Raw genomic sequence first — 24,834 nt, forward strand, 5'->3', positions numbered from 1 at the left:
CCTTTATGACTATAACGTTTTCGGAAAAGTTCGGCAATTGCTTTATGAATCGTTTTCGGTATAAAAATACGGGGGCTCGACCTGCAACGCCGCACGTGTGGGACTCCTGCTTCGAGCGGGTGCCGCCTGCGACAAAAAGCTCCGAATCATCAGGATTCGGAGCTTGCGCCGCTGCGTGAACGACTTTTTTATAACCAGGATAACCAGACGTACAAGCCCAGCAGCGTGATGAACAGCGTCGGAATCGTCAGGATCACCCCGATGCGGAAATATTGTCCCCACGTGATGCGGATGCCTTTGTTGTTAAGCACATGCAGCCAGAGCAGCGTCGCAAGCGAGCCGATCGGCGTCAGCTTAGGTCCGAGGTCGGCTCCGATCACGTTCGCGTAGACGAGCGCTTCGTGAATCCGGCCGCCCATGTCCGCCGAATCGATCGCGAGCGCCCCGATCAGCACCGTCGGCAGATTGTTCATGACCGACGACAGAACGGCGCTCAGGAAGCCCATGCCCATCGTGGCCGCGAACAGTCCAAGACCCGAGAACGCCCGGATGCCTTCCGCCAGCAGGTCGGTCAGACCCGCGTTGCGCAGGCCGTACACGACCACGTACATGCCGACGGAGAAAAAGACGATCGACCACGGCGATTCCTTGATCACGGCCGACACCGAAATCGCCGGGCTGCGCCGCGCCAGGATCAGGAACAAAATCGCGATGACCCCGGCGGTCAGCGACAGCGGAATGCCGACCAGTTCGCCCGCGAAGTAACCGCCAAGCAGCAGCACGATCACGACCCACGAAATGCGGAACAGCTTGAGATCGCGGATCGCCGTCGCCGGCGCTTTGAGCTGCGCGTCGTCGAAGCGGCGGGGAATGCTTTTGCGGAAAAAGAAATACAGCACGCCGAGACTCGCGCCCAGCGCGAACAGATTCGGCACGAGCATCACTTGCGCATAACGCAGGAAGCCGATACCGAAATAATCCGCCGACACGATATTGACCAGGTTGCTGATCAAGAGCGGCAGCGAAGTCGTATCGGCGATAAAGCCGCCCGCGATGATGAACGGAAACACCTGCTTCTCGTTCAGGTCAAGCGCCCGCACCATCGCCAGCACGATCGGCGTCAGGATCAGCGCGGCTCCGTCGTTGGCGAACAGCGCCGCGACGACCGCCCCGAGCAGGATCAGATACACGAACATCCGCGTGCCGCTGCCGTGCGAAGCCCGGGCGACATGCAGCGCCGCCCATTCGAACAGCCCGACGCGGTCGAGCACGAGCGAGATCAGGATAATGGCCACGAAAGCAAGCGTCGCGTTCCAGACCACGTCCGTCACGTCCCGCACGTCCTGAAGGTCGACGACGCCGGTCAGCAGCGCGAGCGCCGCCCCGCCGCAGGCGGACCAGCCGATCGGCAGCCCCCGCGGACGCCGGATCACCAGGAACAGAGTCAGAATAAAAATCAGGGTCGGCCATAGCGCAGCGTACACACGTCATCCTCCAAATAGTCGAAGATCCCGCGGGATCTTCTCACGAATCAACCGTAGAGCCGTTTATATCTTAGTCTCTTCCCTGCGGCGAAGCAAGTCTATCGGCCGATGCGCCGCATCCCGGGCTTCAAACGCGCAAAAAAGCGCCCAAGAGCGCCTTTTTCCGGAAAAATAACGCGGTTCATCCAGTCTTTGCCGTCAGACGGCCGCACGCTTGAGTGCCCGGATGACCTGCTCCGAACAGAGCAGCATCATGACGACGAAGATCAGCGTCACGATCGGGAACAGCCCGATACTCGCCCGCGAAGCCAGCACGCCGAACAGCGGCGGCAGGAACGTCGTGCCCGTATAGGCGACGGCCATCTGGTAGCCGATCAGCTTGGCCGAATTCGCGCGGCCGAACCGCGCCGGCGTCTCGTGGATAAAGCCCGGGTAGACCGGGGCGAAGCCGAGGCCGATCAGCACGAAGCCTGTCAGCATGACGAAGTCCGGCAGCGGGAGCAGCAGCAGGCAGGCGCCCAGCGCCGAGATGAGCTGCCCGGCCAGGATCAGCGTGCGGTTGCCGATTCGCATCGTGATAAAGCCGGTAATAAGCCGGCCGACGGTGATGCCTCCGTAATAGAGCGAGATCCAGCCGGCGGCCGTCACCGGCGAGATGCCGCGCGAACCGACGAGGAAGCTGGCGCCCCACAAGCCGACCATCGTCTCGACGCCGCAGTAGAACAGAAACGCCAGCAGCGTCATTTTGACGCCGGGCAGGCGCAGCGCGCGTTCGGCCGGCGGCGCTTCCGCTTTGCGGACGAAGTCCGGACCGGCGGACGCAGTTTTGGCGGCTTCGCGCTCTACCGCGAGCGCGGTGCGCTCCGCCGACACTTTTTTCCACAAGGGCAGTGTGACCAGCAGCACGATCACGAGCGCGAACTGGATAACCGCGACGGCCGTGTACCCCGCTCTCCACGAATCGTGCTCTTTGATAAAGTAGGACATGAGCAGCGGGCTTCCGGTCGCGCCGACGCCCCAGAAGCAGTGCAGCCAGCTCATATGATGCGCTTCGTAATGCGTCGCCACGTAATGGTTCAGCGCCGAATCGACCGCTCCCGCGCCGAGCCCGAGCGGAATCGCGAGCAGCGCGAACCAGAGCAGCGACGGAGCGAACGAGAAGCCGAGCAGCGCGGCCGCGGTCATCAGGCAGCTGAGCAGCGTCAGCGGCCCCGTGCCGAGCTTCGCGATCAGCTTGCCGCTGAGCAGGCTCGACACGATCGTGCCCGCCGCGACGATCATCGCCAGCAGGCCGGCCGATTCGAGCGGCGCGCCGAGATCCGGGCGCATGACCGGCCAGGCCGCGCCGAGCAGCGAATCCGGCAGCCCCAGACTGATAAAAGCCAAATAGATGACGATCAGAAACATCGTTGCCATGAATATCTTCCTTTCGCGCAGCGCGCGTAAAATGGGGTCGGGCTTCGGACGCGGTCCGGTGAGGCTTCGGTCGGGCTTCAGTCGCCCGATTCCTGTCCGATCTGCGCGTAAGGCAGCTTCGGTTCAAGCGCCTTCAGCGCAAGTTCGCGCATGCCCGCGGCGAAATGTTCCGCGAACTGCCCCGACCACCGGAGGTCGGGTTCCGCCGGCAGCGGATGCCGGTCCACGTACGCCTTCCAGACGCCGCTCCACGAGGCTTGCTCCGTCCGCGTGCCGTACAGTACAATCCGTTCGGGCGCGAGCAGGACGGCGGCCGTATGGGCGAGCTTGCAGGCCGCTTCGTCGAACGCGGCCCCCTGCGGCGGCCGGCTCCAGTCGATGCCGAGCGGCAAATATTTGATCTCGCCCGCCATGCCCTTTTTGCCCGCTACCGTTCTGCCGTCGATCGAGATTGCCAGGCCCGGCGGGTATTTCTCGGGAAAATAAAGTCCCAGCACGATGCCGGACCCGTTTTCCGCTTCATCCGCTTCGTCCGGTGTGTCGGCTTCGTTCGCTTGATCTGCTTGGCCCGTTTCTGCCGCCCGGCTTGCTCCGGCTTCCGACTTGTCGGCCAGCCAGCCTTGCAGCGCCGCGTTGACGTCGTTCTCGAGCTGTACGGGCAGGCCGAAGCGGTCGCCGATCAACTGCGCGGGACGGAGCCCGATCAGCCGCTCGTGGCTGCTGACTTCGATCGTGCCGTTCACCGCCTGACCCGGAATGCCGATCGCGACCGTTCGGACGCCCGGCCAGGCGAGCAGCAGCCCTTCGATCCAGTCGAGAGCGGATGCTTCATCCAAGTCGTCGAACACTTGCACGTCGCGGCCCAGCTCTTCTCCTCGCAGGTCGACGACCGAAGCGAAGACCGTATCGACGCCGCCCTGCTCGTGCAGATGCATAACGAGCGCCAGGCTGTGCTGGTAATCGTAGCGGTAGACGGTCGCCGGACGGCCGCCGGTAGACGGTCCCGTTTCTTCTTCCGTCAGTTCGCCCCGCTCCGTGAGCTCGCGGACGAGCGCGGCGACGGTGACGACGCTCAGACCCGTCTCCGCGGACAGCTGCGGCTTGGTCGCGCTCTCTTTTCGCTTGAGCGTCTGCCGCACCGCGTTCAGGTTGATTTCTTTCATCAACATCGTATCCGCCCTTTTCATGCTGGCCTCCTCCGGTAGTTAATAAATATGCTTTATAAAGTATCCGTATTTATATTGCCCTGTTGCAAAACGTTTGTCAATGCCCTTCTCTTTTCGAAAAAAGAAAACAGCAAAAAACCTTCGCCCACACAGGGCGAAGGCCGGGTTTGCCGAGAAACAGAGAAACACTATTCTCCGCATGCAAAGCAGAAGGCGTTCTGGAAGTTTGAAAGCTGCGGGCTTCCGGAGCGATTCAAAAACGATCTCGGCGGCAAATCGCGTCAAGCTTCCGCGATCTCTCCGCGGATAAACCGGCCGATCCGCCGCGCGGCTTCGCGCAGCGTGTCTTCTTCGCGGACGAGGGCGATCCGCACGAAGCCTTCGCCTTCCGCCCCGAACGCTTCGCCCGGCACGACCGCGACGCCGGTCGCAAGCAGCAGTTCGCCCGCGAACACGCTTGCACTGCCCGCACGGCCGCCGCGCAGGAAGCGCTCCGGCAGCTCCGCCCAGATAAACATCGTCGCGGCCGGCTTATCCACGTGCCAGCCTTCGGCGGCAAGCGCCGCGCAGAACACGTCGCGGCGGCGTTCGTACAGCGGGGCGACGCCCCGGTCGCCGGCCGGCGCGGCCATCGCCAGCCGGAACGCTTCGATCGCCGCTTCCTGCACCGGCTCGAACACGCCGAAATCGATATGCCCTTTGAGCTCGTGCAGCGCGCCGATCGCTGCGGCGTTTCCGGTGGCGAAGCCGACGCGGCAGCCGGGCATGTTGAAGCTTTTCGAGCAGGAATGCAGCTCGACGGCCTGCTCTTTGGCGCCGGGCAGCGCCAGAATGCTCATCGGACGATAGCCGTCGAAGCCAAGCTCCGAATAAGCAAGATCGTGCACGATCAGCACGTTCCATTTGCGAGCGAGCGCGAGCAGCTGCGCGAAGTCCGATTCGTCGGCGCGAGCGCCGATCGGATTGCCCGGGAAGCCGACGAGGATAAAGCGCGCGCGCGACCAGACCTCGTCCGGCACGGCGGACAGATCCGGCAGGAAGCCGTTCTCGCGCCGCAGCGGCAGCAGATGCGGCGTCACGCCCGCAAGGCGCAGCGCGCCCGCGTAGATCGGGTAACCCGGATCGGGCACCAGCGCCAGATCGCCGGGATCGCACAGCGCCTGGGCCAGATGCGCAAGCCCGTCCTGCGAGCCCATAAGCGGCAGCAGCTCAAGCTCGGGGTCGACGCTTGCGCCGAAGCGATGCGCCATCCAGGCCGCGGCCTGCTGCCGAAAAGCGATGCTGCCGCGCGTGCCCGGATAGCCATATGCGTCTTCGCGCAGCGCCGCTTCACTCAGCGCGCGCCGAATCTCCGGAGCCGGCGGCCGATCCGGCGTGCCTATACTGAGATCGATCATTTCGCGTCCCAGGCGCACCGCTTCCTCTTTCCAGGCGAACACTTTGGAGAAGACCGAAGAGCCCATCCCGTCTACCCTGCGGGACTTCCAACCTGCCTGATTTTGACCGCTCTGCGTCCGATCGGTCTGCTTCGGATCGATCTGCTTCGGATCGGTCTGCAGCGGACGGATATACCACGCGTCGCAGGCGAAATGCTCCGAGCCCGCGAGCGGCGCGCCGAGTTCCCGGAAGCCGTGCTTGCGGTAGAAGCGGTTCGCCGCTTCCATCGTGGCCAGCGTCTCCAGATAACATTCACGGTAACGGGAAGCGGCGAAATCAAGCGCCGTGCGCAGCAGCTCGCCGGCCGCTCCGGTTCCCCTCGCTTCTCCGATCAGGTACATTTTTTGCAGTTCGCACACGTCCGCCAACCCGGCGAACGGCGCGATGCCGCAGCCGCCGAGCAGACTGCCGTCTTCGTTCACGGCGACCCAGTATTCGCGGTCTTCGCCCGCGTAGAAAGCGGACAGGGCCGACAGGCTGTCGTCCTGCCAGGCCAGACCTTCCCGGTTGCCGCCGAATTCGATCAGGCATTGCCGAATGATGGTCTCGATCGCGGCGTCGTCTGCCGCGCGCAGCGTTCTGATGTGCATCTGCATCGGCTTCACCCATAGATCCGGTCGAACACGAGCAGGCTTGCCGCCGAGATCCGCTCGCGATCGCCGTTATCGAGCCACGCCAGCTCTTCGATCTCCGCCGCCGGCGCCAAATCCCCTTCGTATTCGGCCGTATAGCCGGTCATACGCACGAGCACGTCGCCGCCTTTGCCGTCGGCCGGCGCTTCGAACACGCCGAACAGCCGGGCCGTTTCGCGCTTGATCCGTACCGTCAGCTCTTCTTCGATCTCCCTCGCCAGCGTGTCGACGTCGCTTTCGCCCGCTTCGCGTTTGCCGCCGGGGAAATAGAACAGCTCTTTGCCTTTGGAGCGTGCGCTCAGTACCTTGCCATCCTGTACAACAATCCAGGCGACTTTGTCGATTACGATCGGCTGCTTGTCTGCAGCCTGCGACTTGCCGATTTGATTTTCCATTATTATAGGCCTCCTAAAGCGTTTTGATCGCCGAAGCGGGACGCTCCGGCGTTTGCGTTTTGCGTTTGCCGCCGAACTTGAACACGTAAATGCCGGCCACGATGATCACGACGCCCGCGAGCTGCTTCCAGTTAAATTCGACTTTTTCCAGTCCGAGCCAGCCCATCGTATCGAACAACAGCGCAAAACCGAGCTGCGACGTGAGCGTGACCGAGACCGAGAAGGTCGGCCCGAGTATTTTGACGCCCAGCACGAGGCAGATTACGACACCCACGCCGATCATGCCGCTGAACGCGTACCACAGCTTCATGTTGTGCAGGTCGAACGTGCGCCCTCCTTCGAAGATCAGGCTGCACGCCAGCGAAGCGATGAAGCCCATCGCCAGCACCCACGTCGTCGTCGCCCAGGACCCCATATGCACGTCTGTCCGGTTGTTGAATATCGTTTGCAGGGCGACCATCGCTCCCGCGAAGGCTGCCAGTAGAAGTCCCATGCCCATCGATCCGTCTCCTTTTCCCTTATCGCCCTTTGCTTCTGTGTATCTTCGATCTTGCGGAACGTACTGCGGCTTTACCGTTCGTACACGTTCCGTCCCGCCAACTGCGCCAGTCCCTCCCGGTCGCGCACGTGCACATAACCGCCGCTGCGCTCGATCAGACCGTCTTCGGACAGCTTGCGGATCACGCGGTTGAGATGGCGATAGCTGGTGCCGATCAGATTGGCCGTATCGGTCAGCTCCGACGTTGCCAGCCGGCCCCGAAAAGCCGCGTCGCTCTCGTCGTAACAGACGGACAGCAGATAGCTCGCCAGGCGCATTTCGACCGGAACCATCAGATTGAAGCTGAGAAAGTCCGATTTGACGTAGAACTTTTTGGTGATGACGTCGAGCATGAACCGCAGCAGCGGCGCATGATCGTCTCCGTGCCGCCTGAGCTGCTGGGCCGAGATGCCGATCACCGCAGCCGGCGAGACGACTTCGACCGTATTGATGATGTCGATCCCGCGGAAATATTCGATATCCCCGATGATCTCGGGCGGATGCTTGAACGAAATGACCAGCGTGCGCCCTTCGGGGGACGTCGTGTAAATTTTGACCTTGCCTTTGACCAGCACGTAGAGCATGTCCGCCTGTTCGCCCTGCGTGCACAGCGCCTCGCCCGGCTCCAGCTCATACAGGCTCAAGTGCGGGCGCAGCGGTTCGTGGAACGCGGTTTGCAGACCATGCTGCTCCAAATACGCTTCGAGCTTACCGGGATCTTTGATCTCTTTCATGCGGCAGTAACTCCTTCTTCGTTTTTACAGCTTCATGACCAGCACGCCGCCGATCATCAGCGCAAGACCGATAAACTGCGGCGCGCCCATTTTGCTTTTCGGCCGGCCGAACCAGCCGAACGTGTCGATCAGGAACGTCACGAGCAGCTGCGCGATCAGCAGCGCCGAGATCGTGAACGTGACGCCGATATGCTGGATCGCCGTTACTTCGCTGTAGATGATCACCGCGCCGAACGCGCCGCCTGCCAGGTACAGCGGCTTTACTTTGCGGTAGCCGCCCAGATCGCCGTCGCGGACGAACGCGTAGATGAGCAGCGCCATCAGAAATCCTGTCAGCTGCGTCACCGTGGCCGCCTGCCACGTTCCGATATCTTCGCTGATGCGGGCGTTGGCCACGCCCTGCAGCGTAATGCATGCTCCGCCCAGAAAAGCGAATAGTATTCCTCTTATCACCGTTGCCTGCCTCCGTTTCCTCGTTCGGCGAATCCCGATCGGGCCGCGCCGAATGCCTTCCCTATTATACGGACAGAGCGGCGCCTGCGGGGAAGGACATATGTCCCGCTTTGCAAAATTCGCATGAAAAAAGCTTTTCTCCGTCAAAAAACGAAGAAAAGCTGGTGGACCAGACAGGCTGCCCGCTCAATCGGCTGCGGCGGGTTCGGTCAGGCGGCCCTGCAAAAATTCGGTCACTTTGCGCGTGTAGCCGGCTTTGTCGATCAGGAACGAATCGCCGTGCCCGGCGCCTTGAACGATCAGCAGGTCCTTCTCCGACGGACACGCTTCATACAGCTCGTGCACCATCGAAGTCGGCACGAACACGTCGTCCGATCCGTGGATGAACAGCATCGGCGTCCGGCAGCGGCGCACCTGATTCAGCGCGGACGCTTCGGTGAACGAATACCCGGCCTTGATCCGCGTCAGCGCTTCGGTCGCCGGAAGCATCGGGAACGTCGGCAGCTTGTACATGCGCTTCATCTGATGCGCCAATTCGTCGCGCACCGACGTGTAGCCGCAGTCTTCCACGATCGCTTTGACGTGCGGCGGCAGATCTTCCCCGCTCGTCATCATGACGGTCGCGCCGCCCATCGAAATGCCGTGCAGCACGATCTGCGCATGCGGTCCGTCGTGGCCGATCACCTGGCGGATCCAGCCGAGGTAGTCGACGCGCTCGGGCCAGCCGTAGCCGATATAAGCGCCTTCGCTGCGCCCGTGGCCGCGGGCGTCGGGCACGAGAATATTCATGCCCAGGTCTTCGTGGTAGAACCGGGCGACTCCGCTCATGATCGAAGCGTCGCCGGAATAACCGTGCGCCAGAATCGCGGTGCGCTTGCTCGGCCGCTTGGCCGGCAAATAATACGCGTGCAGCTTCAGCCCGTCGCCGGACAGCAGCGTCCGGTGCTCGAACGGCTGCGCCGCCCACCAGGCGCGGCTCGACGCCGTCTCCGTCTGCACGTCGGGGTTCGGCTGGAGACCGGGATCGGCCGCCAGAAACGATTTCGGCGCCCGCGCGACGGCCATGCGGTAGAAATAGAAGCTGCCCGCGACGACGGCCGCCGCCGGAACGGCGGCGACGCCGAGTACGGTCCATAACGCTTTGGATGTTTTCACGGAAATCTCTCCTTTTCAGTTCCGGGTGACGCGCGTCAGCGCGTTCATGATGCCCAGATGCTGATTCATATGCGAGACGTTCAGCAGCAGCAGGTCGCCGAGCGTCTCCGCTTTGGCAAAATTGTCCGTATTGGCGAGCGGCTCGCCCTGCTTGCCCGCGTACGAATCGCGGAAGCGCTGCGGCAGCGTGCGCAGTTGTTCGATCAGTTCGTCCCAGGCGGGCGGTTCGCCCTGCCATTCGGAAGGGCGCGTGCCGGGCGCGAAATAAGTCGCGTACGCGGCGGGCAGCACCGGTTCGCGTCCGGACAGTCCGTTGACGACGCGGTCGCTGACGGCGAGAATATGGCCCAGATTCCAGTGCAGGTTGTTGCTGAAGCCTTCCGGGATGGTCGATCGGGACTCTTCGGACGCGCTCTCGGCGTACTTCAGAATGCCGGCCTGTGCCCGGTCCATCAGTTTGAATACGAATTCGTCGGTCATGTCCATTCCTCCGTGCCGCCCGGCAGCCCCCGGTAACGGGCTGGCGCAAAGCGGCGTTTTTTTGTAAAGGCTCGCTTTTCCAGTATACAATGACCGCTTCGGGGCAGGCAATGCGGCACGTCTTCGTCCAGCTGGGTAATAGTACAGGGAGTTTCCGTTTTTATTCGATTTTGAATTTTGAGAGGAGTTTTACGCTTGAATTCCAACGAATCGTCGAAAAATGCGCTGTTCACGCCAGAGTTTACGCAGAACCCTTACCCGGTCTATGCGCGCATGCGGGAAGAAGAACCGATTGCCAAGCAGATGTTTCCCGACGGGCAGTTCGGGTGGATGATTACCCGCTACGAAGATGCGGTCGAAGTGCTCAAAGACAACCGTTTTATCAAAGACATGAAAAAAATTTACGGTCCCGGCAGCCAGAGCGTATTCACGAACAACATGCTGTTCGCCGATCCGCCCGACCATCGCAGACTGCGCGGCCTCGTGCAGCAGGCATTCACGCCCAAGCTGATCGAAGGCATGCGCGACCATATCCAGCAGATCGCGGATAAGCTGCTTGACGCCGTCGAAGGACGGGACCGGCTGGAACTGATCGACGACTACGCGTTCCCGCTGCCGATCATCGTGATCAGCGAGATTCTCGGCGTGCCGATCGAAGATCAGGACAAATTCCGGACCTGGTCGAACTCGATCGTCGGCGCGTCGAACTCCCAGGGCGGAGACGATGTGCACCGGCATATGCAGGAATTCACGCAGTATCTCGGCGACTGGTTCGAGAAAGTGCGGCACGACCCCGGCGACGACTTGATCAGCCAACTGATCGTAGCCGAGGAATCCGGCGAACGCCTGTCCGAGCAGGAGATCTACGGCGTCGTGTCGCTGCTGATCATCGCCGGCCACGAGACGACCGTCAACCTGATCGGCAATGGCATCATCTCGCTGCTTCAGCATCCCGATCAGCTGCGCAAGCTGCAGGAGCAGCCCGAGTTGATCAAAGGCGCGATCGAAGAAATGCTGCGCTACAACGGCCCGGTCGAGTTCAGCACGTCGAGATGGGCCGGCGAAGACCTGGAATTCCGCGGGCATGCCATGAAAAAAGGTGATCTCGTCATCGTGGCGCTCGATTCGGCCGACCGGGACGGGGCGCAGTTCGACGATCCGGACCTGTTCGATATTACCCGCGAACGCAGCCGCCATTTGGCGTTCGGCCACGGCATCCATATGTGCCTCGGCGCACCGCTGGCCCGCCTCGAAGGCGAGATCGCCGTGAACACGCTGCTGCGCCGCTTCCCGAATATCCGCCTGCGCGAAGATGCCGGCGAACTGGAATGGCGCCCCGGCATGATCGTCCGCGGCGTGAAGGAAATTCCGCTGTCGGTCTAACGGCCTCCGGCAGCTTGGCAGGCGATCGCCGGGCGATTAGCCGGGCGAACACAGCCGGATCGCGGCAAAGCGCGAAGGCTGGAAAACGCCGAGCCGAAACCGGAAAGCACCAAATCGAAACTGGAAAATACGAAGCCGAAAAGCCTTTCCCCGTATCGGGGAAAGGCTTTTTTTGAACAATAGATTTTGTTCGCCGGAAAGATCGGCACAAACGCAGACGATAAGCCGTTAAGCGGCAGCAGTCCGCCTGTTCGCCGTCTATTCCATAAAGACGACGCGGTTTTTGCCTTCGCGCTTCGCTTTCATCAATGCGCGGTCAGCCTGCGCGACGAAGTGCGTGAACCGGTGGTCGAGCGTCGGGCGCATGACCGCGCCTCCGATGCTGACCGTCACGTAATCGAAGCCGGAGCCGTCTTCGCCGCGGCGAATCTGCAGGTCAACGACGGCCTGGCGCAGCTGCTCGGCCAGTTCTTCCGCCCGGTAAGCATGCTCGCCGTCCAGGCGGAGCATGAACGTGCCGCCGCCGGTGCGCGAGACGCTCGCTTTGCGCTGGCGCCCGAACAGGTCCAGCACCTGCGCGACGTTCTGGATGCACAGGTCGCCGCCCTGAAGCCCGTAGACCGCATTGTAATTGCGGAAATCGTCGATATCGATCTCCAGCAGCGCGATCGGATGTTCGTCGGATCTGGCGGAAGCATCCCAGTCTTCTTCGAGGCGCTGCTCGAACGCCCGCCGGTTCGGCAGGTCGGTCAGCGGATCGGTCGTCATGTAATTGCTGAGCTGGTCGGTAATGCTCGTGTACTCCGTCTGCTGCTCGGCCGTTTCGGCGATTTTGCGCGCAATCAGCATGATCGAAGGCCGGCCGCTGTGCGAGACGGCGGCAAGCGTGATGTCCAGGTTCAACGGCTCGCATTTCACGTTGACGAAAGCCTGGCTGCCCGACACAAGCAGCGAAGAATCGTGTTCCAGCTGCTTCAGCAGATCGCCCATCGGCTTGCGCGAATCTTCCAGCACGAACGGCAGGAAGTCCCGTCCGATCAATTTGTCTTTGTCGGGTTCGCCGAGCAGGACAGCCGCCTGCTCGTTGCAGTACACGATATGCCGGTCGGTCAGCGTGAAGAACGCGACCGGGGAAAATTCCATCAGCTGCAAATACCGCTGTTCGTTCTGCCGCAGCACGCGCGAATTTTGCAGCGCCTGCTCTTCCGCCCGCTGCAGGTCGCTTTTGGTCTGGTTGTCGACGACAGCCCGAAGCTCGAACAGGGCATTCAGTTCTTCGGTCTTCCAATCGAACGCGGTCGACTGCACGACCTGGCGCCATTTCTCGAACGATTTGCGCGGAGACAGGCGCATGCCGTCGTTGTCCTGGATAACGGCCTTGGCCGGATCGCCGGCCCAGTCCACGATCTGAAGCACTTCCGGACGGAACCAGATGATATAGTTCTGCTGTCCGGGCGAGAGAGCGACGTAGAGCGCGCCGGAAGCTTTCTCTTTATAGGAAACGGCCGGCGGGAATTCCAGACTGAGCCGGTCCGTGCGGTACGTGTAATTCGACGTTTTACCGCCCATCCAGCCGGCCAGTTCGCGAATGTCTCCGGGCGGAGGCGTCTCTCCGAACAGGAGCAGCTTGTCGTTGTAGCTGACGGCGGCGCCCGAAGCGCCCATCAGGTCGAGCAGGCGGCGTTCGGACGCGTACAGTTCTTCCACGACCTGGAACGGGCTGGAATTGCCGATAAAGATCTTGGCGATCTTCGACGCTTCGGTGCGCAGCTTCAGTTCCGCCTGGTATTCGTCAAGCTGCTGACGCTGGTACAGCTCGTTCGAGAAAAATGCGCCCAGAAAATTGCACAGATTGCGAATGCGGTGCGAGACGTACTTGGGCGAATAGTGATGGCATGTAATCATGCCCCACAGCTGGCCGTCGTGAATAAGCGAGATCGTTACCGTCGCGCCCACGCCCATGTTGTGCAGGTATTCGACATGCAGCGGCGAGACGCTGCGCAGCACGGACAAGCTTAAGTTAAGCGGCCGGCCGGTGAGCGGCTGCACGGTCGGCACGATCTCGACCGGCGTGTAATTCACGTCGACGATCGTCCGCAGCCAGTTGCGCAAATACAGTTCGCGCGCCTGCTTCGGAATGTCGGAAGCCGGATAGTGATGACCGAGGAACGGTTCGAGCTCCGGTTCTTTGGCTTCCGCGATCACTTTGCCGTTCCACTGCTTGTCGAACTCGTAGATCATGACCCGATCGTAACCGAGAATCTCTTTAACTTGTTCGGCCGCGGCCTGGCTCGCGGTGTACCGGTTCGCGCTCTGCTTGAGCTTGACGAAAAAGGTCCGGATCCAGCGGAAATCGTCGTCGCCTTCTTCATCGTCGGTCTCAAGTTCAAGTTCCAGAATGAGCAGCCCTTCGCTCTCGTGGGCCACGGTCGTAAAGCGGACCGGCAGCCCGTCCACTTCGATCTGCAATTTGAGGTACTGCAAATCCGAAGAAGCCGCGGCGTTCAAATCGCGCTCAAGCAGATCGTTCATCGCTTCCTGCCCGATCAGGTCGGCGAGCGAACTGCCGAGCAGCTCGTCCGGCGTCCGTCCGAGCAGGTCGTTCGAGTTGTGGCTGCATTGCACGATTTTGCCCGCCGACGTTCGCCGGGCGGCAAGCAGCACGCCGTTGGGTTGGATCATGCCGGGAATATGAATCGGTTCTTTGTCGCAGTTGGTCAGGTCGATCGGTTCATCGGTAACGAATCCGTCACCGGTAATCAACGACCGGTTCAGGGGTTCGTTATCGGGATTCGGGTGTACTTGTGCCATGTAGGGAATGAAACCTCCTGTTGTGTAATTCGTGCTGCTGTTTCCGTTGACCTAACGCGACGCGGTGAGATCGGCGTCGATCCACCGCTGAAGCAGACGGAACGTGGAGATCGCCGCTTCGGTCATCTCGTCGCTGCGGGATTCGTCCGCGCCCGCTTCCGCCAGACGTTCGCGGAACGCGCTCCACCGTTCGCGCGTCTGGGCGCCGTAGGCGTTGAAGTAACGCAGTCCGGCTTCCGGGCTGACCGCAAGCGTCTTGGACAGCTGGCGGGTAATCATCTGTCCGCCCATCGTGGACCCTTCGATGACGTAGAAGCAGCCGAGCAGCTTCCCCGGCGTCGACACGTCGGGCAGGTCCGAGCAGCGGGACAGGTCCCGGATCTGCTCGGGGCTCAAGCCCAGATGCCGCAGGTCCTGCTCCAGCATCGGGGTCTTACGCCGCTCCGCCAGATCGTAACCGGAAGCGTCCAGCGCGCCCGAAGCTTCCGCGCGCTCTTCGAGCGGAGCGATAAATCCGTAAAACAATTCCAGGTAATGCGTGTATGCGTGCAAGTCCAACGTGCCCGCCATGATGCCCGCGGCGTATGGATTCGACTCCACCTGATCGTGGTAAGGCGCGCTTTCGGCTTTGAGCCGTTCCAAAATATGAAGTTTCATTCTGTCTGTTCTCTCCTTACGGTCGCAACGAAACACAAAACGACAGCCCGGGAGCCGCCATACCTCGCCCCAACTATCATGAATTTAATTAAAAGTTTGAAAGTTCTGCCGTATCATTAAGAATAACCGATTTATACGTTGAAAAAAAGAGTACTTTGCACAAATTATTTGCACAACGCCGGTTTCTTTTTTATACCGTTTTTATAAAAAGAAAAGCCTTTTGAATGCCGAAAACGTCCGGTCTTCAAAAGGCTCGCAAAAAGGCGGTCGGCTCAATACTCGTGCCACACGTCCCGATATTCGTCATTTCGTTTGAACTGCGCTCTTACGTACGAACAGACCGGGAAGATGCGCTTGTCCTGCAGGCGCGCTTCTTCCACCAGACGGTCGAGCAGCAGCTTGGCGACGCTGCCGCCGCGGTATTCCGGGTCGACGTACGTATGGTTGGCCATCCACGTGTCCGGTTCCGGACCTTCCGCATACGTGATCTCGCCGATCGTCTCGCCTGCGCGCTTCAGCTTGAAGCCGTCGGCTTCGCGCACGAACTGCGCGCCCGCGATGATCGAACCGGCCGGCTCTTTGTCTTTGCCCGCGTCCTTGATCCCCGCGACGCCCTGCTTGATTCCGGTTACCTCCGATTTGAGGTCGCCGATACCCAGTTTCAAATAAGACAGGGACGCCTTGAATTTCGCCGGCTTTTCTTTGACCTGCGTCTGCACCTGTTCCATATTGCCTTTGAGCGTATCCACTTCCGTTTTCAATCCGTCCATGGACGCTTTGATGCCGTCGAGCGCCTGCTTCGTATCGCTGATGCTCGTCTTGATCGTTTTCAACATGCTCATTTCGTTCGCCCTCCTCCGGATCTAACACTTGGTGCCCTTCTTGTTGCCCATGTCGCTTATTACCCACTTGGCGTCCTTTTGGAGCTGTCTCGCTATCAAGAACGAGCAAAACCGAAAAATAAAGCGCTATTTTGCGTCTGAGGAAGATTGAAAGAGGTGGCTCTCCCAGAGCTCCGTTTACAAACATCTTCATCTTTTTACAGACGTTTTACTTTTCTCCCGCCCGGGTTAATATGGGATCAACACCAGCGACGCTTCGCAGCTACACAACACAAAACGAAGAACGCGCCGGTGCCAATCCAAGACTTTTTCCAACATCCGTAAAGGAGGGACAAGTCCGATGGACTAGGGTAAGCGAAGCATATCCGTGAAGCTCTTCCTTAATAAGAAAGACGCCCGTGAAAACGTCTTTCGGAGAATCCGGTATGCGGGACACTTCGGTACTCGCCGTAGACCATTGTCAAGGACGGAAGAATGAAGACCGGTCAAACGAGATGTAAGGTAATCATCTTGGATGAAGGGAGCAGGATTCCGATGAAACAGGTTAGCGAAGCGTATCGATGACCGATTTTCACGCATGAAAAACGTACGTGAAAACGTTTTTCGTGAGATCGAGGATACGCGGGAACTCAGAAGCTTGAACGTGATGACGGAAATGTCCGCAAAGCAGAAGCGAAGTTTGGATCTGCGAAAGGAGAAGATTCCGATGACACAGGTAAGCGAAGCATACTGAGTGGTTTTACGTCTAGGAGGCGTACGTGACAGCACCTTCCTGTAAAATCAGGTATGTGGGAAACTCAGAGCCGCCCGTCGCAATTCGCAACGATTGAAGACCGACCGTTTCATGCAGCACCCAAGCAAAAAGCAAAAGAAAGATTAACAAAAAGCATAAAGGTTAAGGTGACGACTTGAAGAAAACCTGTACAATTGTAGAAGGAAGCGCGATTTCGAGCAGGCATAGAAGCCTTGCAAAAAAGGAGCATGATTCCAATGCAATAGGTCAGGCAGGCAGGCCGTTGTCGTCGCATACTGGACAAGACGATCCAGAAGACGCTTAATGCGAGCCATCAGGCTGTCAAACCAAAGGGAAACTATTGTTCATCGGAAGAAGCCGTTTCGAGCAGGATTAGGCCTCGCGTAGAGAGGAGCAGGATTCCAATGCAATAGCGTAAGCGAAGCATACTGCAACGATTCTCACCCGGGAAAAACTTACGTGAAAAAGTTTTTCGTGAAATCGATGTATGCGGGAACTCACCCCCCATATGCAAGACGACATGGTACGACCGCGAATATGCGGTAAGCTCCGATGAGACGGAGTTCGGATGTACGACCCGGGCCATACAAATTTTAAATATCGAACCGCTAAACGATTGACGACAGCTGTGAAGCAGCCGGCAATCGGCAAGACTGGAACACAAGTTAGTTGTTCACCATGTCAAGCATGTGGATTGGATGTTCAGGAGGAACGAACAAAATTGAATACGAATGATAACGAATAATCCCCCGCAGTCTTGTTAATTCAAGGATGCGGGGGTATTTGTGTGCGTACTTTTTTCAGTCCACGTTCAGCCCTTCTTCTTCGAGCATCTCCTGCAGATCGAACAGCATGACAATCCGGTCGTTCGTCTTGTACATCCCCGTGAAGAAAGTGCCCGCCCGCTTGCCCCGGCTGCGTCCGTCGGAGATTTGCGGCGCCTGTGCGCCGGTCTGCAGCACTTCCGTCACTTCGTCCACGATCAAGCCCACGTGAAGCCGGCCCAATTCGACGATCAGCAGCCGCTGCTTGGGATCGGCCGGCGCTTCGTCGAAGCCGAACGCAAACCGGACGTCGAAGATCGGCATGATCTTCCCCCGGATCTTCATCATGCCGCGCACGGCCGAATAATAATCCGAGACCGGCACTTCCGCGGGCACGGTCAAAATTTGCAGCACGCTGCCGATCGGCAGACCGTACTCTTCCCCTTCGATTTTGAACACGACAAACGGCTCGGCGTTACCCTGGAACATCGTCGCAGCCCCTTCCTTCGCTTGTTTGTCCTTAGTGTACACGATTCGCCCGGCTCCGCATACGGGAACCGGGCGAATGAACAACATCTGCGCCGTCAAATTCAAAATCACAAATCCAGAATGCCCGGACGCGGCGTAACGCCGAAGGCGGAAGCCAGATCGGACAGCTGCCGCTCGGTAATGCGCTGCTTGATCGGATGATGCGCGACCAGCATATAGATTTGGGCCGCTTTTTCGATCGTCTCGATCAAGCCGAACGCTTCGTCGATCGACGTGCCTGTACCGAAGATGCCGTGCTGCGGCCATATGACCGAATGATATTCCCGCATCTTCTCCGCCGTGGCCCGGCCGATTTTGTTGGAGCCGGGCACCATCCACGGAATGATGCCGATCCCGTCCGGGAACACGACGATGCATTCGGTGCACATTTCCCACAGCGTCTTCGTGAACTTCGCTTCGTCGAGCTCATGGATAAACGTCATGGCCAGCACATGCGTCGCATGGTTATGGATAACGACGCGATGGTCGGAGTCGACTTTGAGCCGTTCGATATGGCTCATAAAATGCGACGCCAGTTCGCTCGTCGGCCTGGCTCCGTTCTCCAAGCCCCAGAGCAGTTCGAGCAAGCTTCCGTCCGCCGACACGCGCAGCAGTCCGAGATTGCCGGCCGGGTCGTGCAGCACGTTTTTGAAATATTTGCCGGAGCCGGTCACGATAAAATAACGGCCGGCCAGTTCGCCGATCGGAAAAGCCGGTTCGATCACGCGAATGACCCGCTCAAGATCGAAATAAGGGGCGACTTCGGCTTCCTCCAACAAATAACTGACGTTGCCGCCGTTGCGTTCGTCCCAGCCGTTACGCCACATATGCTGCGTAATCTCGGACATCTCCCGTATAAACGGCACTTCAAGCGACTGTGCGGCATTCCCGGCGTTGATCGTACTCATGGCGTTCCCCTCCCCGCTTCTCTTGGATGAAGCACTTCTTTCTCGTGGCGCTTGACCTCGTCCAACCATTGTTCGCGCACCGGCACGCCGGCCTGTCGGCAAAATTGATCCCAGATCGCGCCGAACGGATACGACTTGAACTCTTCGACGAGCGCCAGGCGCGACGTGTAATCCCGCTCAAGTTCGATCCGCTTGAGCGGCTCCACCGGTTCGAGCAGCGCGCGCAGCAGCGCTTTCTGCATATTGCGCACGCCGATCACCCAGGCGGCGACATGGTTGAGACTGCCGTCGAAGAAATCGAGCCCGATATGCGTACGGGGCAGCAGGTCGCCGCGGACGAGTTCGCGGGCAATCTCCAGCAGTTCGTCGTCCATCGTAATGACGTGGTCGCTGTCCCAGCGTACCGGGCGGCTCACATGCAGCAGCAGCCGGTCGGCGAACATCAGAATCGAGGACAGCTTATTCGAGATCACTTCCGTCGGATGGAAATGGCCCGCGTCGAGGCAGATCGTCTTGCCCCGGCTCATGGCATAGCCCATATAGAATTCATGCGAGCCGACGACATAGCTCTCCGAACCGATGCCGAACAGCTTGCTTTCGACCGCATCGATGTTATATGTTTCGTCGATTTCGTCGGCGAAAATGTCGTCCAGCGCGTCTCTCAGGCGGGCGCGCGGCGACCAGCGGTCGACCGGCGTATCTTTGTACCCGTCCGGCAGCCAGTGATTGGTGACGCACGGCTGCCCCAGCTCGCGGCCGAAACTCTCCCCGATGCGGCGGGACGCTTTGCAGTGGTCGATCCAAAATTGCCGAATCGCCGGATCGGGATGGCTGAGCGTGAACCCGTCTTCGGCTTTGGGATGCGAGAACAACGTCGGATTAAAATCGAGGCCAAGCCCGTTCGTCTTCGCCCAATCGATCCAGCCCCGGAAATGGCGCGGCTGAAGTTCGTCCAGCTCGACGTCTTCGTCCGTATCGGCATAGATCGCGTGCAAATTGACTTTGTGTTTGCCCGGAATGAGCGACAGCGCAAGTTCCAGATCGGAGCGCAGCTCGCCCGGCGTCGACGCCCGGCCGGGGTAGCTGCCGGTGACGGCGATGCCTCCGCCCAGCGCGTCGCCGCGCCGCAGAAAGCCCCGCACGTCGTCGCCCTGCCAGCAGTGCAGCGAAATCTTGATGCCCGCAAGCTTGCGCAGCGCGGCTTCGACGTCCACCCCGTGCTGTTCGTACAATTCTTTGGCTTCCAGATAAGCCGTTTCGACCTTGTCCCTCATCGCAAGCTCTCCTTCGGATTCAATTGGGTCAACGTTCTCCAGCGCCGCTCAAGCGTCTCCCTGCCGGGAACGGGGTTCGGGCGGTACTTGTCGGACGGAAAAGAATCGGCGATCACGCGCCGCGCTTCCGCCACGTCCGCGAGCGCGCCGGACGCGATCAGCTGCACGGCAATGCTGCCGATCGCGGTCGCCTCCGACGGCCCTGTGCGGACTTCGATGCCCAGCAGATCGGCGGTCAGCTGCGACAGCAGCCGATTGTTCGACCCGCCCCCGACGATATGCAGCACATCGTACGAGACGCCCGTCAGTTCTTCCAAGCGCACCAGGGCATCGAGATACGTAAAAGCGAGGCTATCGAAGATACACCGGGCCAACCGGCCTGTATCTTCCGGCACGGGCTGCCCGCTATCGCGGCAAAAATGCCGGATCTCTTCCGTCATGCTCGCCGGATTCAGAAACCGTTCGTCGTTGCACGGAACGAGGCTCCGGAACGGTTCTTCCTGCGCGGCCCGGTCCGCAAGTTCCGCAAAGCTGCAGCCGCTCCCTTCTTCGCGCCGGACTTCCTGAATCATCCACAGCCCCATAATGTTCTGCAGAAAACGAAACGTGCCGTAAGCGCCCCATTCGTTCGTATACCCGGCCTGCCGCGCCGCTTCGCCGTTCAGCGGCTGCGCCAGCTCGGCTCCGAGCAGCGACCAGGTGCCGCTGCTCAGATACGCCCAGCTCCGGTCCGGCTCAGCAGCCGGCACGCCGACGACGGCGGAAGCCGTATCATGCGTCGGCACGGCGATGACCGTGCAGTCCGGGTAACGTCCGCTCTCCGCAAGCTCCGCCTTCAAGCCGCCGAGCGTCGTCCCCGGCTGCGTCAATGCCGCAAATTGTTCGCGTCTCAGCCCGAGCAGGCCGAGAAGCTCGTCGTCGAACTCCCGCGTATGTATGTTCAGCAGCTGCGTCGTGGACGCGTTCGTCGCTTCGTTGATCGCCCGGCCGGTCAGACGGTAATACAAATAGTCCGGCACGAGCATAATTTGCCGCGCCTGCCGAAGCTGCTTTCGATCGTGTACGTACAGCTGATACAGCGTATTGAAGCTCATCTCCCGAATGCCGGTCTTGCCGTACACGGTCTGCCGATCGAGGTGCTCGCGGTGAAACCGGTCCGGCGCTCCTGCCGTCCGGGCATCCCGGTACGCGTAGATCTCGTGCAGTCTCTCCCCCGCTTCGTCCAGCAGCACGTAATCGACGCCCCACGTGTCGATCCCGAGCGTGCAGGCGTCGATACCGGCGAGCCTGGCCCTGTTCAATCCGGTCAGCAGTTCGTCGAACAAAGCGTCGACTTCCCAGTAATCATGCCCGTTCTTGCGTGTAAAAGCGTTTTCAAAACGATGCAGCTCCTGCAATTCCAACTTGCCTTCGATCAGGGTACCCGCAACCAGCCGGCCGCTGGAAGCCCCGATATCGACGGCGATCGCCTGCGCCATGTCCATTCCTCCGCTTATCGCTTATTAGGTTGAAATCGGATAGCTTCTGCTTCTATCGTACCTGCGTTCTTCTTTTCAGTCAACAACATCCCTTCTATAATCTGTGGTTTTTCGTGGATTATTTCTTTTTTTCAGACATTTAAAAGGTGAATATGTATGTAAAAAGCGAACACGCGCAAAAAGAGAGCAGCTGAAGCTGCCCTCCTGGTTGAAGATATAGATTGATGCTGCGGGTGGGTCGTACAGATCGCGATATTTTCTTTACTCGTCTGCGCACTGTCCAAGCAGGAAACCTTTCGTGTGCGGTAATCAGCCCGGCCATCGAAGAAAAGACCGTTCGGATTCAATACGCATAGACTGAGGAACTCCTGTTATTCGTATTCTACAGCCGTAACGATCGCTGCGCGCGAATCGCTTTTGAATTCGCCACCTGGCTTGCCGTAGCTCTGGTAATGTACTAGGCGGAGCGGGTCACTTCTGTTGGATGCGCGGGGGATACTCTTGAATGGCGTGCCGATCGCTGTACCCGCTCTGCGCGCGGCCTGAGCAACCTTGTCGGTCGTTTGAATCATGTACTGCTTCGAGCGCATCAACCTTCGTTTGCAGCGTACGCGCTGCTTTCTGGTCTTCCAATTAGATCAGTCTATTTTTCAGCGCATCCATCGCTTCTTTGGCACTGTCGTAGGATCGTTGGGTGGCGAGGCGGATCTTACGGTAGGTCAGCGCCGTTGCTCCGCCCAAATCCGTGACGCTTAAGCTTGATTCCTCATAGATCTTTTGTATCAACATCGCTCCTCATCGATCTTTTTTATGGCAAAGTGGTTAGGAAAAATGCTTACTTTTGTGCCCCGTGAGCTTTGGTCGGCAGCGTGGCTTTCGTTTGCTCAAAAACACAAAAAAAGGCACGAGGGAAACTTTCTCCCTTTGCCTTTTACTTTATGGGTAAACCGCCGCCATATTACCGTCAACTCTACTAAGCAAAGTTTAAATGTGATTATTTTTAAAAAAATATTCAGTATTCGTCATCTTCATATGCTGCATAACCATCACATACTTCCAAAATCTCATCTAGCCAATAAGCTGAATCGAAAACAAATTTATTACAATCTTTAAATTTAAGTTCGAACGTTATTGTTTTATCTTTTTTCTCGTAACTTACATTCATTTTATCAAAATCGCTTGCTTTCGGTGCTCCTCTCATATAATTATCTATAAATGAATATCCTACATGAACTATATGATTTCTCAAACTTCTCCATGCATATATATTATCGAGCAAATCATTTTTTAATACATTGTAATCTTCTACCTGAAATTGTTCTTGTATACTTAAATATTTAACTGATTGATCTATTACTCCGCCTCGAAAATCAGTTGCTTTTAGAGAACTCCCGTTATCTTGTCCAACATAATTGGATAACTGACTTACAGCATTTTCTAAAAAGCTATGTATTGTCACAATCAACGAAGAGAGAATACTATTTTTGTATTTTTTATACTCTGGTTTAGATTTAATAAAACTCTTATTCGATTCTATCAATTCTTCAAAAAAAGTTAATTCTTCTTCTATCCAAGTAGCATATTCTTGCAAATCTCTGTTTACAATACGACATTTAAGTTCCATTAATACAGGCACCTCTTTCTTATTTTGTTTTCATTATGATTTAAAATAGAATTGCATCAAGCTATTATTACTTCTATGGCAATAAACAAATCACAATATAAAATAAAAATTGTATACAAAATACATTTTAAAAAAATCTATTTTACCGTCTAAGTTATAAATCTGCAATATGATTTTTATATTATCGGATAATAGTAAAAATATATAGTTCAATTTAAGATTAATCCGAAGTATTTACTTGACACTTTTCCAAAAGATTCTGTTGCTAAATTTTTGATCCTTGAATAATTAACTTGCTTCTTCTTAAATCCGAGAACATACCTTTTAAACACCATCCTCATACGTGGGAAATTGCTGTCTTATTATTCGCCACTGAAAGCATTTATAGTGATTGACGGCTTTGTTAACAGCGTCTCTACCATATGCGACTTTTTTTGAAACTATTTGTGTGTAGTTAATCCTTTTTGGAGTCGAAGCTTTAGATTGCTAATACCATTTCGCAAGAAGCTTTATCTACCGATTGAATCGTACTGATTTTGATTTCTATTTCTCCACCTTCGTTCTGCACAATAAAAAAGTACTCGATTAAGTGCTCTGACTTTGTTCCTATTCAGAAGATTTCTCTGAATGTCGTATCGTATCGGATTGCATTTTCATCTCTTCCCATAAAGACTTGAGCTCAGGGAAGCGATCTTTTTCAGCAACTGCTGCTGCAGTCGAATATCCGAAGTCATTATCTTTATATTTCAGTCGCAGTAGTTTCTGTGCTGCCTCCGCTTTATTTCCTATAGAATTTGAAATCCTTTTTGATGTCATTCGAAACTCATCCGCTTCTTTATAAAGATGTCGCGCCCTCGCCTTTCCCGCTTCTATGTCATCTAGCTTAAGTAGCTCCATCGACGCTATGGTTGAGAAAACATCGGTATGCAGCTTCCAGTCCAAGAACTCTGTAAACATGCGCCCCGGCGGAAGGGAGTCGCTATCTATATCATCTAATAAGGTCTTTATTTCTTCAAATCTCCGAAATACATCAGAATACCTTTTGAAAAAGAATTCTTTATTGAACTGTGGATCGTCCGCGTATTCTGCTGCCATCAAAATGTCCTTAATAGTTTCGAGGTTACTATCAATTCTTAGCCCTAATACATAACCGTTTTCAGCACATTTCAGCGTTTGCCTCGCGTCAGCAATAATTTCCTTTTCGCGCTCACGATCTTGCTGAGCTTTAATTTGAGCTTGTAGTATCAATACCGAAACCGTTGCCGCGATCATTACGCCAAACAAAGTAAAAGATACTTGATATACCGTTGCAGTTGGTGCTTCGATCCATGTTCCGACCAATATCGCTATGACGATTAGCAGAAATAAACCTACAGGAAACATCCATATGCCTTGATGCGACCTACCATTCATACCCATCTTCTTCACTCCTCTTCTTTACTCACTAAGCAGTAAACTACTACCAGATGCCCGCTCAGTCAATAACAAAAATCCGCTTATGTTACGGACGGATTAAGAAAGGGAACAAAAATGATGAAGTGGCACCGGGAGAAGGGCTTAACCTCCGACATACGTTTTTGGAGACCGCTACTCTACCAACTGAGCTATCCCAGCATATACAGCGACGGAGTGCTTGATTGCCTTCGGAAGCTCTCAACTGGCGATGATGAACCTATATTTCTATTCCGATCGGACGGATTGGTTCCGAGTACTCTTACCTCGTTCATACCCATCTTTATTCCGTTGTGAACTCTGCGAGCGCTTGGGGCGATTGCAATTGTGAATAACACTTATCTGTGGAGAAAGCTTGACCTTGGAAACTCACGCATTCAACGTGGACAAGTCCTACCGAGATAAGGGTAGCAGCGCCCTCGGGAATGCTGCTCCCTATGTCCCTAACCGTAAATCTATTCCTACGCCA

Annotated in this window: 21 protein-coding genes, 1 tRNA gene and 1 pseudogene; 1 reads left to right on the plus strand and 22 read right to left on the minus strand. The window is 57.2% G+C overall.

Annotation, left to right across the window (positions count from 1 at the left end):
- Positions 1-188 precede the first annotated feature (188 nt).
- From FTE24_RS05435 to FTE24_RS05480, 11 genes and pseudogenes are all read right to left on the minus strand, one after another.
- Positions 189-1,484 (minus strand): arsenite/antimonite efflux transporter, encoded by a 1,296-nt coding sequence (locus tag FTE24_RS05435; RefSeq protein WP_150228912.1) that lies wholly within the window; start codon positions 1,482-1,484, stop codon positions 189-191.
- Between the two features lie 198 nt (positions 1,485-1,682).
- Positions 1,683-2,900, minus strand: coding sequence for an MFS transporter (locus FTE24_RS05440; protein ID WP_150228910.1), 1,218 nt, complete (start codon positions 2,898-2,900; stop codon positions 1,683-1,685).
- Between the two features lie 77 nt (positions 2,901-2,977).
- Positions 2,978-4,087, minus strand: coding sequence for an ROK family transcriptional regulator (locus FTE24_RS05445; RefSeq protein ID WP_150228908.1), 1,110 nt, complete (start codon positions 4,085-4,087; stop codon positions 2,978-2,980).
- A gap of 260 nt (positions 4,088-4,347) precedes the next feature.
- On the minus strand, positions 4,348-5,529 hold the full coding sequence (locus tag FTE24_RS05450; protein ID WP_237401654.1) for an aminotransferase class I/II-fold pyridoxal phosphate-dependent enzyme: 1,182 nt from the start codon (positions 5,527-5,529) through the stop codon (positions 4,348-4,350).
- A gap of 168 nt (positions 5,530-5,697) precedes the next feature.
- Positions 5,698-6,099 (minus strand): annotated as a pseudogene (locus FTE24_RS23200) (GNAT family N-acetyltransferase); the annotation flags it as partial.
- A 5-nt stretch (positions 6,100-6,104) separates the two neighbouring features.
- Positions 6,105-6,530, minus strand: a complete 426-nt coding sequence (locus FTE24_RS05455) for an NUDIX hydrolase (RefSeq protein ID WP_150228905.1) — start codon at positions 6,528-6,530, stop codon at positions 6,105-6,107.
- A gap of 13 nt (positions 6,531-6,543) precedes the next feature.
- Positions 6,544-7,029, minus strand: a complete 486-nt coding sequence (locus FTE24_RS05460; protein WP_150228903.1) for a DMT family transporter — start codon at positions 7,027-7,029, stop codon at positions 6,544-6,546.
- Positions 7,030-7,100: 71 nt separating this feature from the next.
- Positions 7,101-7,802 carry a Crp/Fnr family transcriptional regulator gene (locus tag FTE24_RS05465; protein ID WP_150228901.1) on the minus strand — a complete coding sequence of 234 codons (702 nt, stop codon included), beginning with the start codon at positions 7,800-7,802 and terminating at the stop codon, positions 7,101-7,103.
- Positions 7,803-7,826: 24 nt separating this feature from the next.
- Positions 7,827-8,252 (minus strand): DMT family transporter, encoded by a 426-nt coding sequence (locus FTE24_RS05470; RefSeq protein WP_150230628.1) that lies wholly within the window; start codon positions 8,250-8,252, stop codon positions 7,827-7,829.
- A 189-nt stretch (positions 8,253-8,441) separates the two neighbouring features.
- Positions 8,442-9,410: an alpha/beta hydrolase gene (locus tag FTE24_RS05475; protein WP_337190016.1), complete on the minus strand. Its 969-nt coding sequence runs from the start codon at positions 9,408-9,410 to the stop codon at positions 8,442-8,444.
- A gap of 15 nt (positions 9,411-9,425) precedes the next feature.
- Positions 9,426-9,890 (minus strand): DinB family protein, encoded by a 465-nt coding sequence (locus tag FTE24_RS05480; protein WP_150228900.1) that lies wholly within the window; start codon positions 9,888-9,890, stop codon positions 9,426-9,428.
- A 195-nt stretch (positions 9,891-10,085) separates the two neighbouring features.
- On the opposite strand from FTE24_RS05480, the gene FTE24_RS05485 reads away from it, so the two are divergent.
- Positions 10,086-11,273 (plus strand): cytochrome P450 family protein, encoded by a 1,188-nt coding sequence (locus FTE24_RS05485; protein ID WP_150228898.1) that lies wholly within the window; start codon positions 10,086-10,088, stop codon positions 11,271-11,273.
- Between the two features lie 258 nt (positions 11,274-11,531).
- Here FTE24_RS05485 and FTE24_RS05490 read toward each other — a convergent pair whose 3' ends face one another.
- The 11 genes from FTE24_RS05490 to FTE24_RS05540 all read right to left on the minus strand — a co-directional run bounded on the left by FTE24_RS05490 (position 11,532) and on the right by FTE24_RS05540 (position 24,527).
- The gene (locus tag FTE24_RS05490; RefSeq protein WP_150228896.1) at positions 11,532-14,084 is read right to left on the minus strand and encodes a diguanylate cyclase domain-containing protein; all 2,553 of its coding nucleotides are present in this window, start codon (positions 14,082-14,084) and stop codon (positions 11,532-11,534) included.
- 51 nt (positions 14,085-14,135) lie between these two features.
- Complete coding sequence (locus tag FTE24_RS05495) at positions 14,136-14,741, minus strand: biliverdin-producing heme oxygenase (RefSeq protein ID WP_150228894.1); 606 nt, start codon at positions 14,739-14,741, stop codon at positions 14,136-14,138.
- Positions 14,742-15,013: 272 nt separating this feature from the next.
- A complete protein-coding gene (locus FTE24_RS05500) occupies positions 15,014-15,583 on the minus strand; it encodes a GNAT family N-acetyltransferase (RefSeq protein WP_141449725.1) in 570 nt (189 codons plus the stop codon).
- A gap of 1,554 nt (positions 15,584-17,137) precedes the next feature.
- Positions 17,138-17,632 carry a chemotaxis protein CheW gene (locus FTE24_RS05505; RefSeq protein WP_160441662.1) on the minus strand — a complete coding sequence of 165 codons (495 nt, stop codon included), beginning with the start codon at positions 17,630-17,632 and terminating at the stop codon, positions 17,138-17,140.
- A 65-nt stretch (positions 17,633-17,697) separates the two neighbouring features.
- Positions 17,698-18,537 (minus strand): rhamnulose-1-phosphate aldolase, encoded by an 840-nt coding sequence (rhaD, locus tag FTE24_RS05510; protein WP_150228890.1) that lies wholly within the window; start codon positions 18,535-18,537, stop codon positions 17,698-17,700.
- Positions 18,534-19,811 (minus strand): L-rhamnose isomerase, encoded by a 1,278-nt coding sequence (gene rhaA / locus FTE24_RS05515; protein WP_150228888.1) that lies wholly within the window; start codon positions 19,809-19,811, stop codon positions 18,534-18,536. Before rhaA ends, rhaD begins: the two co-directional genes overlap by 4 nt.
- The gene (gene rhaB, locus FTE24_RS05520) at positions 19,808-21,289 is read right to left on the minus strand and encodes a rhamnulokinase (protein WP_150228886.1); all 1,482 of its coding nucleotides are present in this window, start codon (positions 21,287-21,289) and stop codon (positions 19,808-19,810) included. Before rhaB ends, rhaA begins: the two co-directional genes overlap by 4 nt.
- A 633-nt stretch (positions 21,290-21,922) precedes the next feature.
- A complete protein-coding gene (locus FTE24_RS05525; RefSeq protein ID WP_160441663.1) occupies positions 21,923-22,078 on the minus strand; it encodes a hypothetical protein in 156 nt (51 codons plus the stop codon).
- A 223-nt stretch (positions 22,079-22,301) separates the two neighbouring features.
- Positions 22,302-22,913, minus strand: a complete 612-nt coding sequence (locus FTE24_RS05530; protein ID WP_150228881.1) for a hypothetical protein — start codon at positions 22,911-22,913, stop codon at positions 22,302-22,304.
- Positions 22,914-23,519: 606 nt separating this feature from the next.
- Positions 23,520-24,332: a hypothetical protein gene (locus tag FTE24_RS05535; RefSeq protein ID WP_150228879.1), complete on the minus strand. Its 813-nt coding sequence runs from the start codon at positions 24,330-24,332 to the stop codon at positions 23,520-23,522.
- Positions 24,333-24,452: 120 nt separating this feature from the next.
- Positions 24,453-24,527: transfer RNA gene (locus FTE24_RS05540), tRNA-Trp, on the minus strand.
- Positions 24,528-24,834: the final 307 nt, after the last annotated feature.

The organism is Saccharibacillus sp. WB 17, assembly GCF_008634075.2.
Classification (GTDB): Bacteria; Bacillota; Bacilli; order Paenibacillales; family Paenibacillaceae; genus Saccharibacillus; species Saccharibacillus brassicae.

Coding starts and splice junctions, on each gene's coding strand:
- rhaA (WP_150228888.1), bottom strand. CDS start 19,811: ATGAGGGACAAGGTCGAAACGGCTTATCTGGAAGCCAAAGAATTGTAC.
- FTE24_RS05500 (WP_141449725.1), bottom strand. CDS start 15,583: ATGAGCATGTTGAAAACGATCAAGACGAGCATCAGCGATACGAAGCAG.
- FTE24_RS05490 (WP_150228896.1), bottom strand. CDS start 14,084: ATGGCACAAGTACACCCGAATCCCGATAACGAACCCCTGAACCGGTCG.
- FTE24_RS05445 (WP_150228908.1), bottom strand. CDS start 4,087: ATGAAAAGGGCGGATACGATGTTGATGAAAGAAATCAACCTGAACGCG.
- FTE24_RS05440 (WP_150228910.1), bottom strand. CDS start 2,900: ATGGCAACGATGTTTCTGATCGTCATCTATTTGGCTTTTATCAGTCTG.
- FTE24_RS05450 (WP_237401654.1), bottom strand. CDS start 5,529: ATGGGCTCTTCGGTCTTCTCCAAAGTGTTCGCCTGGAAAGAGGAAGCG.
- FTE24_RS05455 (WP_150228905.1), bottom strand. CDS start 6,530: ATGGAAAATCAAATCGGCAAGTCGCAGGCTGCAGACAAGCAGCCGATC.
- FTE24_RS05480 (WP_150228900.1), bottom strand. CDS start 9,890: ATGACCGACGAATTCGTATTCAAACTGATGGACCGGGCACAGGCCGGC.
- rhaB (WP_150228886.1), bottom strand. CDS start 21,289: ATGGCGCAGGCGATCGCCGTCGATATCGGGGCTTCCAGCGGCCGGCTG.
- FTE24_RS05495 (WP_150228894.1), bottom strand. CDS start 14,741: ATGAAACTTCATATTTTGGAACGGCTCAAAGCCGAAAGCGCGCCTTAC.
- FTE24_RS05535 (WP_150228879.1), bottom strand. CDS start 24,332: ATGGGTATGAATGGTAGGTCGCATCAAGGCATATGGATGTTTCCTGTA.
- FTE24_RS05525 (WP_160441663.1), bottom strand. CDS start 22,078: ATGTTGATACAAAAGATCTATGAGGAATCAAGCTTAAGCGTCACGGAT.
- rhaD (WP_150228890.1), bottom strand. CDS start 18,537: ATGAGTACGATCAACGCCGGGAATGCCGCACAGTCGCTTGAAGTGCCG.
- FTE24_RS05465 (WP_150228901.1), bottom strand. CDS start 7,802: ATGAAAGAGATCAAAGATCCCGGTAAGCTCGAAGCGTATTTGGAGCAG.
- FTE24_RS05530 (WP_150228881.1), bottom strand. CDS start 22,913: ATGGAACTTAAATGTCGTATTGTAAACAGAGATTTGCAAGAATATGCT.
- FTE24_RS05460 (WP_150228903.1), bottom strand. CDS start 7,029: ATGGGCATGGGACTTCTACTGGCAGCCTTCGCGGGAGCGATGGTCGCC.